Origin of the sequence: Brachybacterium epidermidis (assembly GCF_015209585.1) — a bacterium.
Taxonomy (GTDB): domain Bacteria; phylum Actinomycetota; class Actinomycetes; order Actinomycetales; family Dermabacteraceae; genus Brachybacterium; species Brachybacterium epidermidis.
Genome location: NZ_JADEYR010000012.1, coordinates 67986 through 85803 on the forward strand (window position 1 = coordinate 67986; position 17818 = coordinate 85803).

At 71.4% G+C, this 17818-nt stretch carries 17 protein-coding genes, 1 tRNA gene and 3 pseudogenes; 4 read left to right on the top strand and 17 right to left on the bottom strand.

Features of this window, described 5'->3' with window-relative positions; translation table 11 throughout:
* Position 1 precedes the first annotated feature (1 nt).
* The 5 genes from IOE58_RS10765 to IOE58_RS10785 all read right to left on the bottom strand — a co-directional run bounded on the left by IOE58_RS10765 (position 2) and on the right by IOE58_RS10785 (position 5789).
* Positions 2-190, bottom strand: coding sequence for a ubiquitin-like protein Pup (locus IOE58_RS10765; RefSeq protein WP_193866387.1), 189 nt, complete (start codon positions 188-190; stop codon positions 2-4).
* Positions 187-1917, bottom strand: coding sequence for a depupylase/deamidase Dop (dop, locus tag IOE58_RS10770; RefSeq protein WP_193866388.1), 1731 nt, complete (start codon positions 1915-1917; stop codon positions 187-189). The genes IOE58_RS10765 and dop overlap by 4 nt, the downstream gene beginning before the upstream one ends.
* Positions 1914-3470 (bottom strand): proteasome ATPase, encoded by a 1557-nt coding sequence (arc, locus tag IOE58_RS10775; protein ID WP_193866417.1) that lies wholly within the window; start codon positions 3468-3470, stop codon positions 1914-1916. The genes dop and arc overlap by 4 nt, the downstream gene beginning before the upstream one ends.
* Positions 3471-3489: 19 nt before the next feature.
* Positions 3490-4455 carry a tRNA (adenine-N1)-methyltransferase gene (locus IOE58_RS10780; protein ID WP_431831700.1) on the bottom strand — a complete coding sequence of 322 codons (966 nt, stop codon included), beginning with the start codon at positions 4453-4455 and terminating at the stop codon, positions 3490-3492.
* Positions 4456-4643: 188 nt separating this feature from the next.
* Entirely contained in the window at positions 4644-5789 is a 1146-nt protein-coding gene (locus IOE58_RS10785; protein ID WP_193866389.1) for a M50 family metallopeptidase, read from the bottom strand.
* A 34-nt stretch (positions 5790-5823) separates the two neighbouring features.
* Here IOE58_RS10785 and IOE58_RS10790 point away from each other — a divergent pair, with 34 nt between their 5' ends.
* Positions 5824-6633, top strand: coding sequence for a PAC2 family protein (locus tag IOE58_RS10790; RefSeq protein ID WP_193866390.1), 810 nt, complete (start codon positions 5824-5826; stop codon positions 6631-6633).
* A 36-nt stretch (positions 6634-6669) separates the two neighbouring features.
* On the opposite strand, the gene mshC is transcribed toward IOE58_RS10790, so the two are convergent.
* From mshC to IOE58_RS10805, 3 genes are all read right to left on the bottom strand, one after another.
* Positions 6670-7923 carry a cysteine--1-D-myo-inosityl 2-amino-2-deoxy-alpha-D-glucopyranoside ligase gene (gene mshC, locus IOE58_RS10795; protein WP_193866391.1) on the bottom strand — a complete coding sequence of 418 codons (1254 nt, stop codon included), beginning with the start codon at positions 7921-7923 and terminating at the stop codon, positions 6670-6672.
* Between the two features lie 34 nt (positions 7924-7957).
* Complete coding sequence (locus IOE58_RS10800) at positions 7958-8830, bottom strand: undecaprenyl-diphosphate phosphatase (protein WP_193866392.1); 873 nt, start codon at positions 8828-8830, stop codon at positions 7958-7960.
* 220 nt (positions 8831-9050) lie between these two features.
* Positions 9051-9437 carry a DNA primase gene (locus IOE58_RS10805; protein WP_193866393.1) on the bottom strand — a complete coding sequence of 129 codons (387 nt, stop codon included), beginning with the start codon at positions 9435-9437 and terminating at the stop codon, positions 9051-9053.
* Positions 9438-9508: 71 nt separating this feature from the next.
* Between IOE58_RS10805 and IOE58_RS10810 the strand changes: the two genes are divergently transcribed.
* Positions 9509-9805, top strand: coding sequence for a DUF5703 family protein (locus IOE58_RS10810; protein WP_396121494.1), 297 nt, complete (start codon positions 9509-9511; stop codon positions 9803-9805).
* Positions 9806-9879: 74 nt separating this feature from the next.
* Positions 9880-10395, top strand: coding sequence for an A24 family peptidase (locus tag IOE58_RS10815; RefSeq protein WP_193866394.1), 516 nt, complete (start codon positions 9880-9882; stop codon positions 10393-10395).
* Between the two features lie 103 nt (positions 10396-10498).
* Here the strand turns inward: IOE58_RS10815 and IOE58_RS14800 are convergent.
* From IOE58_RS14800 to mltG, 7 genes and pseudogenes are all read right to left on the bottom strand, one after another.
* Positions 10499-10675 (bottom strand): annotated as a pseudogene (locus IOE58_RS14800) (rRNA methyltransferase); the annotation flags it as partial.
* A gap of 50 nt (positions 10676-10725) precedes the next feature.
* Positions 10726-11316: pseudogene (locus IOE58_RS14805) on the bottom strand (TrmH family RNA methyltransferase); the annotation flags it as partial.
* The gene (locus tag IOE58_RS10825) at positions 11280-11747 is read right to left on the bottom strand and encodes a tRNA (cytidine(34)-2'-O)-methyltransferase (RefSeq protein ID WP_193866395.1); all 468 of its coding nucleotides are present in this window, start codon (positions 11745-11747) and stop codon (positions 11280-11282) included. The pseudogene IOE58_RS14805 and the gene IOE58_RS10825, both read right to left, overlap by 37 nt.
* Before the next feature lie 59 nt (positions 11748-11806).
* A tRNA-Leu gene (locus tag IOE58_RS10830) sits at positions 11807-11892 on the bottom strand.
* Positions 11893-11996: 104 nt separating this feature from the next.
* Entirely contained in the window at positions 11997-12377 is a 381-nt protein-coding gene (locus IOE58_RS10835) for a hypothetical protein (protein WP_193866396.1), read from the bottom strand.
* A gap of 163 nt (positions 12378-12540) precedes the next feature.
* Positions 12541-13419: a shikimate dehydrogenase family protein gene (locus IOE58_RS10840; protein WP_193866397.1), complete on the bottom strand. Its 879-nt coding sequence runs from the start codon at positions 13417-13419 to the stop codon at positions 12541-12543.
* Positions 13389-14549: an endolytic transglycosylase MltG gene (gene mltG, locus IOE58_RS14395; protein WP_228019703.1), complete on the bottom strand. Its 1161-nt coding sequence runs from the start codon at positions 14547-14549 to the stop codon at positions 13389-13391. The genes IOE58_RS10840 and mltG overlap by 31 nt, the downstream gene beginning before the upstream one ends.
* On the opposite strand from mltG, the gene IOE58_RS14810 reads away from it, so the two are divergent.
* A complete protein-coding gene (locus tag IOE58_RS14810; RefSeq protein ID WP_348981956.1) occupies positions 14548-14736 on the top strand; it encodes a hypothetical protein in 189 nt (62 codons plus the stop codon). The two genes, mltG and IOE58_RS14810, sit on opposite strands and share 2 nt — an antisense overlap.
* Here the strand turns inward: IOE58_RS14810 and ruvX are convergent.
* Both ruvX and alaS read right to left on the bottom strand, forming a co-directional pair.
* A pseudogene (ruvX, locus tag IOE58_RS14400) lies at positions 14719-15084 on the bottom strand (Holliday junction resolvase RuvX); the annotation flags it as partial. The gene IOE58_RS14810 and the pseudogene ruvX overlap by 18 nt on opposite strands.
* Positions 15081-17783, bottom strand: a complete 2703-nt coding sequence (gene alaS / locus IOE58_RS10850; RefSeq protein WP_193866399.1) for an alanine--tRNA ligase — start codon at positions 17781-17783, stop codon at positions 15081-15083. The pseudogene ruvX and the gene alaS, both read right to left, overlap by 4 nt.
* Positions 17784-17818: the final 35 nt, after the last annotated feature.

Sequence of the window (17818 nt, forward strand, 5' to 3'; positions counted from 1 at the left end):
GTCACTGCCCGCCCTTCTGGACGAAGGAGCGCACGAAGGTCTCGGCGTTGGCCTCCAGCACGGAGTCGATCTCGTCGAGGAGGTCGTCGGCGCCCTGGGCGGAGGCGAAGGTCTGCCCGCCGGTGACGGACTGGTCGTCCGCGGCGTCGTCCTCGCCGGGGCCGGGGGCGTTCAGGGACTGCTGGCTCATGGCTGCTCCTGGTCGTCGTGGTGATCGTTGGGCTGGGTCGGGGAGTCGTCGTGGGTGGAAGGCACGGCGGCGGTGACGGCGCGGCGCAGGGCCTCCAGCACGGTGTCGACATCTGCGGAGGGGTCGACGTGGTGGTGGGCGCACCAGGCGGCGGAGCCGATCAGCGGGTCGGCCAGCCGCAGGCGCGCACCGCCCTCGGAGCCGGCCACCGTGATGGTGTCCCAGCCCGCCGCGGGCACGCGTGCTCGGTGGTGGGTGATGAGGCTGCCGCGGAGGTGTGCGCGGGTGGAGGCCGGGGGCGTGACCACGGCGCGGTCGACCTCCTGCTCGCTGACCAGGGTGCGCACCCTGCCGGAGGCGCGCATCCGCTCGAACAGCCCCGTCGCGGGGCGCAGGTCGGAGTACTGCAGGTCGATCGCGTACAGGCGGGGATCGGACCAGTCCAGCCCGTGGCGGGCACGGTACCCGTCCAGCAGGCGCAGCTTGCCGGCCCATTCCACCCTGTCCGCAGCCAGCATCGGGTCGCGCTCGAGCAGGTCCAGGATCTCGCCCCAGGCTGTGAGCACCGCGGTGGTCTCCTCGTCGTCCCCATCGGCGACCTCGCGCAGGGCATCGAGATGGGCGCGCTGGATCTGCAGCGCGGTCATCTCGCGGCCGTCCCTCAGGGGCACCGTGGCGCGCAGCGTGGGGTCGTGGCTGATGGTGTGCACGGCCTCCACCGGATCGGCCAGGGTCAGGTCGGGCAGGACCCGGCTTCCGCTGCGGTGCTGGGCCTCGATCGCGGCGAGCACCAGGGAGGTGGCGCCGAGCTTGAGGAAGGTGGACTCCTCCAGCAGGTTGGCGTCCCCGATGATCACGTGCAGGCGGCGGTGGCGGGAGGGGTCGGCGTGGGGTTCGTCTCGGGTGTTGACGATGGGCCGGTTCAGGGTGGTCTCCAGCCCCACCTCGGCCTCGATGAAGTCGGCCCGCGAGGAGATCTGGAAGCCGGGTGCGGTGCCGCGCGGACCGATGCCCACGCGCCCGGCACCGACGAGCACCTGGCGTGTGGCCAGGAACGGCAGCAAGGCGGCGACCACGTCGTCGAAGGGGACGGCCCGGTCCAGCAGATAGTTCTCGTGAGTGCCGTAGGAGGCGCCCTTGCCGTCGGTGTTGTTCTTGTACAGCGCCACCTCGGGGATGCCGTCGGCCCCAGCCAGGATGCTCATGGCGCGGCGGGCGATGACCTCTCCGGCCCGGTCGGTGACCACGGCCTCCCGGGCGCGCAGCACCTCCGGTGCGGAGTACTCCGGGTGGGCGTGGTCCACGTACCAGCGAGCCCCGTTGACCAGCACGGCGTTGCCTATGGAGCGGTGGGCGGCCCAGGTGAGCACCTCGTCGTCCTCGCCCTCGGGCGGGATCTCCGGTCCCTGCAGGGGCGCGTCGAGGTCCACGCTGGGCACGTGGGCGTCGCGCACCTGGTCGGTGAGCTGGGTGGGGTGGGCGGCGGCGCGCTGGATCTCGAAGCCGCGGGCGTCACGCAGCGGGGACTCGTCGCCGTAGTCCCAGCGCACGCGCCGGCCGCGCTCGCCCTCGGCCGGGTCCAGCAGGGCGTAGGCGCCGACGGTGAGGTGGGACAGCAGGATGGAGCTGCCGACCCCGGCGCGGGCGCGGTCCTCCGGGTCGGCGTGCAGCACGCCGAACTCGGTCTCGATGCCCATCACGCGCTCGGTGGTCAGGCGGCGGCTCATGCCTCCACCACCTCCTGCTCGGGCCGGCCCTGCAGGGGGATCACCGCATCGACCCGGCGGCCGCGCCGACCGGAGATCCGGGCCCAGTCCTCGGGGTGGGCGCCGGAGGGGAGGTCCTCGTTCTCCACGAACTCGCTGCGGATGGCGGCGGCCAAGTGCTCGGAGTCCACGCCCACCTGTCCGGTGGCCAGCTGGTCCTTCACCGCGTTCTTCTTGGCGCGGTCCACGATGTTGCGCAGCGTGGCGCCGGAGACGAAGTCGCGGAAGTGCAGAACTTCGCCGGTGCCGTCGGAGTACTCCAAGCGCACGAAGGCGGATTCCGGGCCGTCCGCGTAGATCTCACGGACCGCCTCGTCCAGCAGTCGGTCGCGCTCACCGCGCACGGGCACCGAGTCGTCCAGGTACAGCGCGAGGATCTCCCGGCCGGACTCCGCATCGGGGCGGCGCACCCGGATCTTCACGTCCAGGCGCCCGGGCCGCAGGATCGCCGGATCGATCATGTCCTCCCGGTTGGAGGCACCGATGACGATCACGTTCTCGAGGGTCTCCACGCCGTCGATCTCCGCCAGCAGCTGCGGGACAACCGTGGTCTCCACGTCGCTGGAGAGGCCGCTGCCGCGGGTGCGGAACAGCGACTCCATCTCGTCGAAGAACACGACCACCGGGTGGCCGCTGGTGGCCTTCTCCCGGGCCCGCTCGAACACCAGGCGGATGGAGCGCTCCGTCTCCCCGACGTACTTGTTCAGCAGCTCGGGGCCCTTCACGTTGAGGAAGAAGGAGTGCTGGAGGGCCTCCTCGACCGGGACGTCCCGCGCCTCGGCGGAGCGCACCGCGAGCTCGTGGGCCACGGCCTTGGCGATCATGGTCTTGCCGCAGCCGGGCGGGCCGTACAGCAGCACGCCCTTGGGCGGGCGCAAGCCGTAGGTGCGGTACAGGTCCTGCTGCAGGAACGGCAGCTCGACGGCGTCGCGGATCGCTTCGATCTGCTCTGTCAGGCCGCCGATCTGCTCGAAGGAGATGTCGGGCACCTGCTCGAGCACCAGGTCGGTGATCTCGGCCCGTTCGATCCGCTCGATCACCAGCTGTGCGCGCAGGTCCACCAGCACGTGGTCACCGGGATGCAGCACCTCCTCCGCCAGGGATCCGGCACGGCGCAGCACCCGCACGTCGTCGGGCGCCACCGCCACCAGCACGCGGGAGTCGGCCAGGGCCTCGATCACGGTGACCATGTTCCCGGCGTCGCTGGGTGGGACCACCTCGACCGCGGCGAGGGCCTCGTTCAGGCGCAGCTCGGCGCCCGGCTGAAGGGCGTCCAGGTCGATCTCGGCGCTGGTGGCGATGCGCAGGCGCCGCCCGTTGTGCAGCACGTCAACGGTGGTGCCCTCGGTGCGGCGCAGGAAGGTGGCGTAGGAGTTGGGCGGGTCGCCCACGCGCTCCAGATCTGCCTTCAGGTCCACGATCTGGGCACGGGCCGCCCGCAGGGACGCGGTGAGCCGGTCGTTGAGGGTGGCGAACCGGTCGAGCTCCGCGGACATCTCCGCGTAGGTCTTCATGGTCATCGGGTGCTCTCGTTCATCGGTCGCGTCCTTGGCGGATGTCGCGCAGGGCGCGCTTGATCTTGCGGGGTGCCACACCGCGCTCCCCCAGGTCCTTCGCGGTCCATTCGCCGCCGCCCCCGCCGAAGCCCTCGTTGTCGGGGTGGGCGATCTCCTCGGCGTCCCGGGAGCCGGGGGCCGGGCGGGTGGCACGGGTCAGCGCGGTGGTGCCGTGGGCGGTGCGGCGGGAGGTCAGCAGGAAGCCGGTGTGGGCGTTCATCCGGTGCTCGGGTCGCACCGCGAGGCCCTCGAGGTGCCAAAGCCGCACGAAGGACTCCCAGGCATGGGGCTCGGTGAACTCGCCGTGGTCGCGCAGCGCCTCGGCGGTGCGCGACAGCTGGGTGACGGTGGCGACGTAGGCCAGGAACACCCCACCGGAGACCAGGGCCCGAGCGGCCGCGTCCACGCACTCCCAGGGGGCCAGCATGTCCAGCACCACGCGGTCCGCGGCCGGACCGTCGGCGGCCAGGTCCAGGGCGACGTCCTGGAAGTCGCCGATGCTCAGGGTCCATGCCGGGTGGTCGGCACCGAAGTAGGTGCGCACGTTCTCCTGGGCGACGGTGGCGAAGTCCTCGCGGCGCTCGATGGAGTGCACGCTGCCGTGCTCGCCCACGGCTCGCAGCAGTGCGGTGGTCAGCCCTCCGGAGCCCACTCCGGCCTCGAGCACCCGGGCGCCGGGGAAGATGTCCGCCCACATCAGGATCTGGGCGGAGTCCTTGGGGTAGATGATCGCGGCGCCTCGCGGCATGGACAGCATGTAGTCCGCGTACAGGGGCCGCAGTGCCTGGTACCGGTTGCCGGCGGTGTCGGCGATCACCACGCCGTCCTCGGCGCCGATCAGGTCGTCGTGCCGCAGCACGCCCCGGTGGGTGTGGAACTGGCCGCCATGCTTGAGCGTGATGGTGTGCAGACGGCCCCGGGAGTCCGAGCTGCACCTTGTCACCGAGCTCGAAGGGCCCGGTGCGGTCCAGGCCCTTCGCCTCGGGTGCCGCGCCGCCCTCGGGCACAGCACCGGCCTCGCGTGCGGTGGTGGCCGGGGCGGTGGGCCCCCCTCGGGGGCCGAGGGGCGCGGGGGCGTGGAGGTCATGCGTTCCAGCATAGGTCGATCGGCGTGCCGGGCACCGGCGCCGTTCAGCGTCCGCGCAGGACAGCGTTGACCTCTGCGCTCCGGATCACGCCGATCACCGTCCCGTCGGCCTCCCGCACCAGGTACAGGGGGTGGGGCCGGGCCAGCATCGCGGTGACGACCTGGCTGCCTGTCATGCCCGCCCTCAGCTCCCCCACCGTGCCCAGGGGCGCGGCGACGGCGCTGACGGGCACGTGCCTGCGCTGGTCCGGGGGCACCGAGCCCAGGGCCGAGGGATCGATCTGCAGGGCGCGCGGTGGCGGCCCGTCCTCGAGCACCATCACGGCGGACGGGTCCAGCGATGCCCCCGCTGCCTCCTGGCCCGCGTCGAGCACCTCCGGCAGACGGGACAGCGGCAGCGCTCCGGCGACGAGGACCACCGGCGAGGCCAGCCGGGCCGCGTCCAGGCTCTGGATGCGGTGCTCGAGGTTCGCGGCCTCGAGTGCGCGGGAGGCACCGTGCCAGAGCATGCCCGCGATCAGCAGGGCCCACACCAGGGTGAGCATCGACCCGGTGCTCACGCTCGTTCTGCGCGACAGGTTCCACAGCGGCCAGGCCACCACGGCCACCGCGATCGCGCGGCCGACCCAGGCGGTGATCCGGGTGCCGATGATGCGGCTGCGCAGCACGGTCCCCAGCAGTGCCTCCAGGGCGCGGCCGCCGTCCATCGGCAGGCCCGGCAGCAGGTTGAACACGGCCAGGGCCACGTTCAGCCATGCGGAGTTCTCCCAGAACAGCGAGGCAGGGCTCGGTCCCGTCGCCCCCTGCACGAGCGAGGCGATCCCCGTGCACAGCGCGGCCAGGCCCAGGTTGCTGAGCGGTCCGGCCAGGGAGATCAGCGTCGAGGGCAGCCCGCCCATGCGCTCGGCGCGGTACTGGGTGTGACCACCCCACAGCGTCAGGGCGATGTGGTCCACGGTGGCCCCGAACAACCGGGCGGTCAGGGCGTGGGCCAGTTCGTGCACCAGCACCGAGACGATCATGAACAGCGAGATCCCCAGGGACAGTGCGATCGCACCGCCGGGGCCCACCACTGCGCTGAGCGCGATCACGGGGTGGATGACCACGGCCAGGATCAGCAGGGTCGCCAGTGTGCCGCCGCTGATGCGGATTGGCGGCAGTGAGCCGAGGCGCAGGGAGGGGCTCTTCACAGGTGAGACCCTAGCGGGCGCCTATGATGGCTCGATGAGTCGTATCGCGATCACCGCCTTCAGCGGGTGGAACGACGCGGGCGAGGCGGCCAGCGGCGCCGTCGAGCACCTGCTGAGCGTGTGGCCCTCCCGGCCGGCCGGCGCCGTCGATGCCGAGGACTACATCGACTTCCAGGTGAACCGCCCCGAGGTGCGCACCACCGAGGAGGGGCTGCGGGTGCTGGACTGGCCGGACACCGAGCTGCGGATCGTGCAGCCTCCCCGGGGGCCGGAGATCGTCACGGTGCTGGGCCCGGAGCCCAGCCTGCACTGGAAGCGCTTCTGCGACGAGGTGCTCGAGCAGATGCAGCTGCTGGACGTCAGCTCGGTGATCTCCCTGGGGTCCCTGTTGGCCGATTCCCCGCACACGCGGCCTCTGCCCGTGAGCTGCCGGGTGGAGCCGGGGGCTGCGGAGACCGTGGGCGAGGAGAGCCTCTACGAGGGGCCCGTGGGGGTGCCGACCGTGCTGGCCCGCCGCACCACCAGCGCTGGTCTGCGCACCACCAGCATCTGGGTCCAGGTCCCGCACTACGTGGCGCAGACGCCCTCCCCGAAGGCGGTGCTCGGCCTGATCCGTGAGGTGCAGGACCGCATCACCGCGCCGATCCCGCTGGGGGAGCTGGAGGAGGACGCCGCGGCCTGGGAGCGCGGGGTGGACGAGCTGGCGCGCACCGACGAGGACGTGGCCGACTACGTGCGGCGCCTGGAGAGGGCGCAGGACGCAGCTGAGCTGCCGGAGGCCAGCGGCGATGCGATCGCACGGGAGTTCGAGCAGTTCCTGCGTCGCAGGCGCGACACGGACTGACCCGGCACCAGCTGCTGGAACATCCCGGGGCGCCGCTCAGTCCCGCAGGGCCAGCCCGAACAGCGCGTCCACCGCGGAGGCCACGTCATCGGGGGCGTCTGCGGGCATCTCCTGCTGGGCGTGCTCGCCGGCCGCCCAGGCGTCCAGCACGGTGAGCGCCGTCGGGGTGTCGAGGTCCTCGCGCAGTGCCCGGCGCAGGACCTCCACGGTGAAGGGGTGGGACCCGCCTCGGGCAGCGGCGGCCCGGTAGGCCTCCAGGCGGGCGGTGGCCCGCTCGAGCTCCTTGTCCGTCCACTCCCAGTCGGCACGGTAGTGGTGGGCCATCAGCACCAGCCGGATCACCATCGGGTCGACGCCCTCGCCCACCAGTCGGTGCACGAACACCAGGTTCCCGAGAGACTTGCTCATCTTCTCGCCCTGGTAGGCCACCATCCCGGTGTGCGGGTAGAGCGAGGCGAAGCCTCGGCCGAGGGCGGCAGCGTGCGCCGCTGAGAGGTCATGGTGGGGGAAGATCAGGTCGCTGCCGCCGGTCTGGACGTCGAAGGGCAGGCCCAGCCCGTGCTCGGCGATGCACACGCACTCCACGTGCCAGCCCGGTCGCCCGACCCCCAGCTGCCCGGCATCCCAAGAGGGCTCACCGCTGCGCGCCGCTCGCCACAGCAGCGGATCCAGCGCATCGCGCTTGCCCGGCCGCTCCGGGTCGCCGCCGCGATCCGCGTACACGCTCAGCATCTGCTGTCGGCTCCATCCGGAGACGTCCCCCAGGGCACCGTCGATGGAGAGGTCCAGGTACCAGTCGGGGCCCGCGGCCTCGTCGCGGGCGTTCTGGACGGGGTAGGCCCGGCCCCGGTCGTGGAGGGTCTGCACGGCGGCGATGATCGCGTCCATGGACTCGCTCACCGAGAGGTAGGTCTCCGGGGCGATGATCCGCAGCGCCTCCATGTCGGAGGTGAACAGCTCGGTCTGCTCGCGTGCGAGGTCCTGCCACTCGATGCCGTCCCGGGCGGCGCGCTCGAGCAGGGGGTCGTCCACGTCGGTGATGTTCTGGGCCATGTCCACCTGCCATCCGGCGTCCAGGGCCGCGCGACGCATGAGATCGGCGGCATGGTACGTGGCGGCGTGGCCGAGGTGCGTGGAGTCGTAGGGCGTGATGCCGCAGACGTACAGCCGGGCATGCCCGGGCGTGAGGGGGATGAGCGGTATCACCCGCCCTGTGCGGGTGTCGTGCAGCCGCGGGGGGATGTCGGATCCGGGCAGGGGCGTGATCGCCGGTGAGGTCCAGGTGGGCACCCGTCGATCATACGGAGGTTCGGCGCGGGAACTCTCAGCCCCCGGCCAGTGGATCGATCACACCGGTCCACAGCAGGACCAGCAGCAGCGCGCCGGCGATCACCCGGTAGAGCACGAAGGGCATGTAGGAGCGGTTCTCGATCAGCCGCATGAACCACACGATGACCGCGTACCCCACGGCGAAGGACACCACCGTGGCCACGACGATCGCCACCAGGGAGGGCTCGCCGGCCGCCGCAGCAGCGGCGCGGCCGTCGACGGTCAGCAGCGCGGGGACCTCCTGGGCGGCCTTGTAGAAGCCCGAGGCGAACACGGCGGGAACCGCCAGCAGGAACGCGTACCGTGCAGCGGCCTGCCGGGAGTACCCCATCAGCAGGCCCGCGGTGATGGTGCCGCCGGAACGGGAGACCCCGGGGATCAGCGCCAGGGCCTGGGCCAGGCCGTAAAGGATGCCGTCGCGCACGGTGAGGTCCTTCAGCTCCTTGCGCTGCGGTGCGATGCGATCGGCCACGCCCAGCAGCAGGCCGAACAGGATCAGCATGGTGGCGGTGATGTACAGGTTGCGCAGGGAGTGGTCGATCTGGTCCTCGAACAGCAGGCCGAGCACGCCGATGGGGATCGAGCCGATGATCACCATCCAGCCCATCCGCACATCCGGGTCCGAGTGCGGGATCCTCCCGGCCAGTGCCCTGAACCATGTGCCGATGATGCGGGTGATGTCGTTCCAGAAGTAGATCAGGACCGCGGTCTCGGTGCCGAGCTGGACGATCGCGGTGAAGGCTGCACCGGGCTCCTGGCCGGGCTCCAGAAGCTCTCCGGCCACGCGCAGGTGCGCGCTGGAGGAGATGGGGAGGAACTCGGTCAGGCCCTGCACGATGCCCAGGATGATCGCTTCGAGGAAGGACACCGGCACTGCTCCTAATGCTGGGCGCACACGGGATGCGCGAGGGATGGGCGCGGGGTGGCGGCCGGAGCTCCGGAGCCGACGCTCGGTAGCCGACGCTCAGGAGATGGGGCCCCGGAGCCGGGGCCGCCGGCCCCTCGGACACAGTACGCGGCGCCCGGCCGCTGCCCGGGCGCCGCGTGGCGCTGCGAGGTGAAGATGAGATGCAGATCCCGTGGAGGGATCAGCGCCGAGAGGTCACCGGGTCCTCGTCATCGTCGCCATCGTCGTCGTAGTCGTCGTCCTCATCGTCGTCGTCGAAGTCGTCATCGTCCTCGTCGTCGAAGTCGTCGTCATCGTCGTCGAAGTCGTCATCGTCGTCCTCGAGGTCGTCGAGATCATCGAGGTCGTCGTCGTCGAAGTCGTCCTCGCCGTCGAAGACGACCAGCGGGGTTGCCACGTCGTACGCGTCGAACAGCGCGTCGTCGTAGGCATCGAAGGCCGTGGTGAGACGATCGGTGGCGGCCTCGAGGGCGGGATCGCTGTCGCCACGGGAGGCGGCTGCGGCTTCGTAGTGGCGTTCCAGGGCGGCGATCAGCGCAGCAAGAGCGGAGCGAGGATCCGTGTTCATGGTTGGACCGTACCCCGTCCGGGGTCAGAATGGACAGTCATCGATCGATCATCCACGACGGGAGGAGCCCGGTGCCCGCAGGACAGAAGCCACCCATGGCCCGGGTGGTCCACGTGCGCGACCCACGAGGCGAGAAGGATCTGCCGCTGGAGAAGGGGCGGCGACCCGAGGACTACGAGTTCCGCATCATCACCGTGCCGCGGCGCACCTCCATCGGGGCGGTGCGGTCGGTGCTGACGGAGGAGGCGGAGTACGGCCGGTGGGAGCTGGCCCGGACCCGCATCTACATGGGCGGGGAGAAGAAGGTCTGGATGCGTCGGCGCATCATCCGGGTCCAGTCCACGCTGAGCGGGCCGCTGACGGCCTGATCGACCCTCTCGGCGGCGTCCACAATCGCCACCGGGGCCGGGCGCCGCGGTGCGCGCTCTGCTGGAATGGGCGCATGCCACTCCTGGTCCCCGCGATCCCACCTGCGGCACTGCTGGTGCTGCTGGTGGCGTACCTGCCTCCGGCGGTGGTCCTCTCCCGCATCGACGCCGTCGAGCAGCGACTGCCCAATCCCTGGGTCGCAGGCATGACGGCCGCTGTCACCGCCGGGCTGCTGCTCGCCTCCGTGGCGGACCCCTCCGTACGGGGATCCTTGCGCGGGGCGCTGGTGATCGCGGTGGTGCTGGGCCTGGGGGCCGTGCTGGTGGCCCTGGCCGCTCCCCCGCTGCTGGGCATGGGGGATGCGAAGACGGTGCCGGTGGTGATGCTGATGTCCACGACCCTCGGCGGCGAGGTGCTGATCGGGGCGATCCTGGGCATCGCGGTGCTGGGCGGGGTGGTCGGTGCGGCTGTGCTGATCGCCTCGGGACGGGCGGGCCAGCGCTTCCCCTTCGGACCTGTGCTGCTGGCCGGCCCGTTCCTCGGGCTGCTGGCCTCCCCGCTCGTCGCAGGCGCCCTGGGATCCGCGTGAAGTCGCCTCAGGAGCCGGAGGGGCCTCGTTGCCGTGCCACCTCGTACAGGGCGATGGAACCGGCCACAGCGGCGTTCAGCGAGCTGGCGCTGCCGGTCATGGGGATCTCGGCGAGCTGATCGCAGGATTCGCGCCACCCGGCGCTGAGGCCGATGGTCTCGTTGCCGACCACCAGCACGGTGGGCACCGTGAGGTCGGTGTCGGCGAGCTCGTGCCCGCGGGCCTCCTCCAGGCCCACCACCTGCCCGGGCCCCCCCGCCCCGCGGCGCCCTCCACCCACGACAGCAGGTCGCGGTGGGAGTCCAGGCGCACCACGGGCATGGCGAACACCGAACCTGTGCTGGCGCGGATCGCGGCTGGATCCCAGGCATCCGCGCTGCGGCCGGTGATCACCAGCCCGTGCCCGCCCAGTGCATCGACGCTGCGTGCCAGGGAGCCGATGTTCCCCGGCGAGGTGGGCCGGTCGAAGGCCACCACCAGTCCGGTGCCGGTGCCTGTGCCGGTCCCGCTGCCGCGGACACGGCCGCCTCCCTCGCCGGAAAGCCGGGCATCCAACCTGCCCAGGTCGTCTGCGGGCACGGCCGCAATGGCCAGGAGCTCCGGGGGGCCGTCATCGCGCTGTCCCAGTTCGGCCATCAGCTCCGATGCCACCTCCACCACCGGTGCGGGCGGATCCTGCAGCAGCTCGCGCGCCCACCGCGACTGCTCGAGGCGCCCGTCGCTGAGCAGTGCCCGGATCTCGTGCCCGTGGGCGATCGCCTGCGTGATGGGCCGCACGCCGTGCACGATCATCTCGCCGGTGCGGGTGCGCTTGGTGCGGTTGGTCAGCAGGGCCTGCCACTGCTGGAAGAGGGCGTTGCGGCGTTCGAGCCGTGCAGGGAGCCTCACGCGCCCGCCCCGTCGTAGCCCAGCTGTCGCCACGCCTCGTACACCGCGATCGAGGCCGCGTTGGCCAGGTTCAGGGAGCGCCGGGCGGGGAGCATGGGGATCCGCACCCGCTCCGTGACCCTGTCGTGCGCCAGGACGTGCTCGGGAAGCCCTGTGGGCTCGGTGCCGAACAGTAGGACGTCCTGCCGCCGGTACGCGATGCGATCGAAGGTGACCTCGCTGTGGGAGGTGAAGGCGAACACCCGCGAGTCCGGGACAGCGGCCAGCGCCGCGTCGAGGTCGGGGTGGATGTGCACATCCGCGAGGTCGTGGTAGTCCAGGCCCGCCCGCCGCAGCTTGGCGTCCTCGAAGTCGAAGCCCAGGGGCTCTATCAGGTGCAGCCGTGCACCTGTGACCGCGGCCAGTCGGATCGCGTTGCCGGTGTTGCCGGCGATCACCGGTTCGTGGAGGAAGATGTGGACCATGTGACTCCTTGATCGACGAAGGGCCCCGGTGCGTACGACCGGGGCCCTTCGTGACGACGTGTCCGAGGGGGGACTTGAACCCCCACGCCCTAAAGCGGGCACTAGCACCTCAAGCTAGCGCGTCTACCAATTCCGCCACCCGGACAGGTGGTCGCCGTTGCGACGTGGAAACTCTAGCACGCACGCAGGCTCGCGAGCGCCCTTCCCCGACCCCTGCCAGCGGCTTCGTGGCGACCATCACGCGATGGTTCAGGAGAGCGCGCCGCGCAGCACGCCCAGTGCAGCAGAGATCGTGTCGCCCATGGACAGCAGGTGGGGCTCGTCGAGACGTTCGGCGAGGTCCTGCAGCGCGGCGGCCGCCAGGGCCAGCATGGTCGGATCGGGATCGATCAGCTGACCACCCTCCCATGCCGCCAGCTCGGCGAGCACCTCGCTGAGCTCCGCGCAGTCGGCGGGGCGGGAGGTGACGAGCAGGTCCACCCGGGCACGGGTTGCCAGGGCGGTGCAGCGCCGCAGCAGCGGGGTGGAGCGGCCGGGAAGGATCATGATCGGGGGCTCGGCCAGGGTTGTCGCACCCACGGGCTGCGCAGATCCACCCACCTGCAGGACTGCTCCCCGATCCCGGTCCATGAGTCACTCCTTTGCGCTCGGGACGACCGCCGTGCGGCTCGTGCGTGCGGCACATGCCGCTCACCGACTTTACTTCGGCTTTACCCGCTGGGGCAACCAGACCGGGCCGGCCCGACCGCTTTGTCCCAACCGTCCGATCCTCGCGTGCGGAGCCGCGCTCCGGTCAGGCCCGGCCCGCCAGCTGCGCCCGGGCCGCCGCGAGCATCTCCGCCCGGGGCGCCTCCCTGATGCCGAGCATCGACCGCAGCTGCATGTCCGCCTGGTGCACCAGCATCTCCAGGCCGTCGGCGATCTCGGAGCCGGCTGCCCCGAGCAGACACGCCAACGGAGCCGGCCACGGGTCGTACAGCACATCCATGAACACTGCGGGCACGTCGCTCACCCCGGTCCTGTGCCACGCATCGGCGAGCCCCGTGGCCCCCTCCAGAGCCAGTGCACTGATCACCACGTCGGCGGTCAGCACCTGTGCCGCGTCCCCCCAGGGCACCACCGTCACACGGGCGCCCGCTGCCCTTGCCAGCTCGCTCAGCGGTGCCAGCTTGCTGCGGGTGCGCGCTGTCAGCAGCAGCTGCCGGGCGCCCAGGTCCAGCAGGGCGGCCCCGGCACTCAGCGCGGTCGCGCCGGAGCCGATCACGGCACCGACGGCGGGCTCGCGCACGCCGTGGTCGCGTAGGGTCGCCACGATTCCGTGCACATCGTGGTTCTCCGCCCGGAAGCCGCCGCCGGGCAGCCGCAGCAGCGTGTTGGCGATGCCCAGCCTGGCCGAGGTGCCGTCCTGCAGCTCGGCCAGTGCGAAGGCCTCCGGCTTGCCCGGCATGGTGACGCTGGCACCATCGAGCCCGCGCCCCTCCCCCGCGGTGAGGAAGGCGGCGAGGCCACCAGCGGGGACCTCGAAGCGCTCGTAGACGACGTCCTCGCGTCCCAGCACCGCATAGGCGGTGCGATGCAGCAGCGGGGACAGCGAGTGCCGGATCGGGGATCCGATCACCCCGAAGCGGCGCGCCCCGGGGGTCAGCCCTTGCTGTCGGCCCACTGCTGCCATTCGCGCACGTTCTCGGTGTGCTCGTCCCAGGTCTCCGCGAACTTCGTCTCACCGGTGTCGGTGTTGACCGTGACGAAGTAGAGCCAGCCGCCCTCAGGCGGGTCGAGGGTGGCATCCAGGGTGGCACCGCCGGGCGAGGCGATCGGGCCGGGAGGCAGGCCTGTGTGGACGTAGGTGTTGTACGGCGAGTCGGTGGCGCGCTCGGCATCGGTGGTGCCCACGCTGGCCTCCTTGCCCGTCACGTAGTGCACGGTGGAGTCGAACTGGAGGGGCATCGGGCTGCCCCCGGCCTCTCCCTTGCCCTCCAGGCGGTTCAGGATGGTCCTCACGACCTTGCCGTAGTCCTCGGCGTTGCGCACCTCGAGCTCGGCGAGGGAGGCGATGGTGAGGGTGCGGTGCCACTGGTCCTCGGGGATCTCGCGCTTGGTGAGCTCCTCCTCCATGCGGCCCCACATCATCGACAGCACGTCGTTGGCGGTCGCGTCCTCGGAGATGTCGTAGCGTCCCGGCCACAGGTAGCCCTCGGGGCTGTTCGCGGGGTTCTCCGGGATCCCGAGGGAGGTGTAGTCCTTCGCCGCGGCCTCGAACTCCTCGACCGGGATGTCCGTGCTCTCCGAGAGGATCGGCCAGATCTGCTCCAGCCGAAGGCCCTCGGGGACGATCACCCGGTGGGCGGCGAGGCTGGCCGGATCCAGCAGCAGTCTCATGGCGTCGGAGGAGTTCATCTCCTTCTTCAAGCGGTACAGGCCCGGCTCGATGGAGGAGGCCTCCGGGGTGTTGGAGAAGACGGTGATGAAGGGCCCGGCCGACTTGATCACGCCCTCTTCGACGAGGGTGCTCGCGATGTCGGTGCCGGTGTCGCCCTGGGCCACCTCGATGACCACCTCACCGGTACCGGGGCCGGGGTAGTCCTGCTCCTCGGCCTCGACGTTGACGTTGGAGGTGAGCCACCGGTAGCCCTGGTAGCCGCCGAAGGTGAGGCCGCCCAGCACCACCACCACCAGCAGGATCGGGATCAGCGCCCGCAGACCGCCACTGCGACGGCCACCGCGACGGGATCCTCGACGGTGCGTGCCGCGGGCGTGCTGGTCCTCGACGATGTCCTCGAGGAAGGCGTCCTCGTCGCTCATGCGGAGTCCTCCTGCTGGGTTCCGGGAGCCGGCGGGGCCGGGGGTGGTGGGGGTCACCGGGTTCGGTGCGGACGAGCTCGCCTGCCCGGGCCCCGGTGGACCGTTCGACGTCCAGCGCCTGCTGGAGGATCATCACGGCTGCCACCTGGTCCACGACCTGGCGGTGCTTCCGGCCGCGACGTCCTGAGTCGTGCAGGGCCCGGTGAGCGGACACCGTGGTGAGGCGCTCGTCGAGCAGACGCACCTCGATGTGGTCACCGGTGCCGGACAGCATAGCGACCAGCTCGGCCGCGAACGCCCTCGCCTTGCCGGCGGCGGGCCCCTCCTGTCCCGACAGCGAGCGGGGCAGTCCCACCATGACGACACGGGCGCCGCTGGCGGCCACCTCGGACGCCACCCGGGCGACCGCCTCGCCGCGCGGAACCGTCTGAACCGGGGTGGCGATCATTCCGTCGAGGTCGCTGCGTGCCAGGCCCACGCGGACGTCGCCGACGTCGACACCGAGCCGGACGCCGCGGGGCAGGCTCCCGGTCATGCCGACGCGGTCGAGGTGACGCCGGTGCGCACGGCCTCCAGGGCTGCTTCGACGCGCTCGGGATCGCCGCCACCGCCCTGTGCCATGTCGGCCTTTCCGCCGCCGCGGCCTCCCATCGCCTCGGCACCGGCGCGCAGGAGGCTGCCGGCGGCCAGGCCCTGCTCACGGGCAGCGGCGTTGGTGGCCACGACGAGCGAGGCGCGGGAGTCCTCGTGTCCCGCCACGGCGATCACGGCCGGCACGTCCTCGCCGAGGCGGGAGCGCAGGTCCTGGGCCAGGGTGCGCAGGTCTCCGGCGGAGACGCCCGCCCCGGCATCGTGGGTGAGCATCCGCACACCGGCCACCTCCGTGGCCTGCGCGACCAGCTGGCCGGCCTGGGCCTGCAGCTGGGCTCCGCGCATCGCGGCCAGCTGCTTCTCCATGTCCTTGATGCGCTGGGTGAGCGCGCGGACACGCTCGGGGATCTCGTCGCTGCCCACCTTGAGGATCTCGGCCAGCTGGGACACCATCGCGTGCTCCTTGGCGCGGTGACGGTAGGCCGACAGGCCCACCAGTGCATCCACGCGACGCACGCCGGAGCCGATCGACGACTCCCCCATCAGCTGGATCGCACCGATCGCCCCGGTGGTGGGCACGTGGGTGCCGCCGCACAGCTCGCGCGACCAGTCCCCGCCGATGGACACCACGCGCACGATGTCCCCGTACTTCTCGCCGAACAGGGCCTGGGCGCCCAGGGCCTTGGCCTCGTCCAGCGGCATCTGGGTGTCGGTGACCTCCAGCTCGTCCTGCAGGAGGGTGTTGACTCGCCCCTCGATCTGCTCGAGGGCGGAGCGCGGCACGCTCTGGCCGTACCGGAAGTCGAAGCGCATCCGGCCCGGCGAGTTCTCGGAGCCGGCCTGGGTGGCGCCCTCCCCGATCTCCTCCCGCAGGGCCTCGTGGACCATGTGGGTGGCGGTGTGTGCGCGCGCGATGGCGCCGCGGCGCTCGGTGTCGATGGCGGCGATCGCGCCGGAGCCGGGGCTCGCGGCGCCCTCGACCAGGCGACCGCGGTGCACGATCAGGCCCTTGATGGGTGCCTGGACGTCGTCGACCTCGATGATGCCTCCGCTGTCCAGGGAGATGCGGCCCTGGTCGGCGAGCTGACCGCCGGCCTCGGCGTAGAAGGGGGTCTCGGCCAGGACGATCTCGACGTCTGCTGGCGCGTGGACCTCGTCCACGAGGCCGCCGTCGACCAGCACCGACTCCACGGTGGTGGCCACGGTGGATTCGGTGTAGCCCAGGAACGGGACGTTCCCTCCGCGCTGGGTGAGCAGCCGGTTGTACAGGGCGGTGTCGGTGTGGCCGGACTTCTTCGAGGCCGCATCGGCGCGGGCGCGCTCCCGTTGCTCCTGCATCGCGGTGCGGAAGCCCTCCTCGTCGACCGTCAGGCCCACCTCGCTTGCCATCTCCAAGGTCAGGTCGATGGGGAAGCCATAGGTGTCGTGCAGGCGGAAGGCGTCCTCACCGGCCAGGGTGCGGCCGCCCTCCTCCTTCACGGCACCGGTGACCTGGTCGAAGATGCTGGTGCCGGTGGCGAGGGTGCGACGGAACGCCTCCTCCTCGGTGTAGATGGTCTCGCTGATGCGCGCGAACTCGGTGCGCAGCTCCGGATAGGAGTCGGCCATCACGGCCTGGCACACGGGAAGCAGCTCGGGCATCGAGGGGCGATCGTGGCCCAGCAGGCGCATGGAGCGCACCGCGCGGCGGATCAGTCGGCGCAGCACGTAGCCGCGCCCCTCGTTCCCGGGGCGCACGCCGTCCGAGCACAGCATCAGTGCGCTGCGCACGTGGTCGGCGATCACCCGGAAGCGGACGTCGTCCTCCTCATCGGCGCCGTAGCGGCGGCCGGAGAGCTCCTGGGCCTTCTCGATCACGGGGAAGACCTCGTCGATCTCGTACATGTTGTCCTTGCCCTGGAGCAGGTACGCCACGCGCTCGAGGCCCATGCCGGTGTCGATGGACTTGAAGTCCAGCTCGCCCAGCAGCGGGTAGTCCTTGCCCGATCCCGCACCGCGCAGGTACTGGTCGAACACCAGGTTCCAGATCTCCAGGTAGCGGTCCGAGGCCTCCTCGCTGGGCCACTCGCGGTGCGCCCCGCCCACCTCCTCGGGCCCGTACTCGGGGCCGCGGTCGTAGTGCCACTCGCCGCAGGGGCCGGCGGGGCCGGGCTGGCCGGTGTCCCAGAAGATCTCCTCGCGCGGAAGGGTGACGATGCGCTCGGCGGGCAGGCCGATCTTGTCGATCAGGACCTTCCGGGACTCCTCGTCCTGCTCCCAGATGGTGATCCACATGCGATCGGGGTCCAGGCCGTAGCCGCCCTGCTCCTGGGGCGTGGTCATCAGCTCCCAGGACAGCTCGATCGCGCCCTCCTTGAAGTAGTCCCCGAAGGAGAAGTTCCCGGCCATCTGGAAGAAGGTGCCGTGGCGGGTGGTGCGGCCCACGTTCTCGATGTCGTTGGTGCGGATGCACTTCTGCACGCTGACGGCCCGCGGCCAGGGTGCGCGCTCGGTCCCGACGATGTAGGGGATGAAGGGGACCATCCCGGCGATCGTGAACAGGATCGAGGGGTCCGAGGAGACCAGGGAGGCGCTGGGCACGACCTGGTGCCCTCGCTTCTCGAAGAAGTCGAGGTATCGACGACGGACCTCAGATGCACGCATGGGGGTGTCCTTCCTGGAGCGGTCCCACGGGGGCG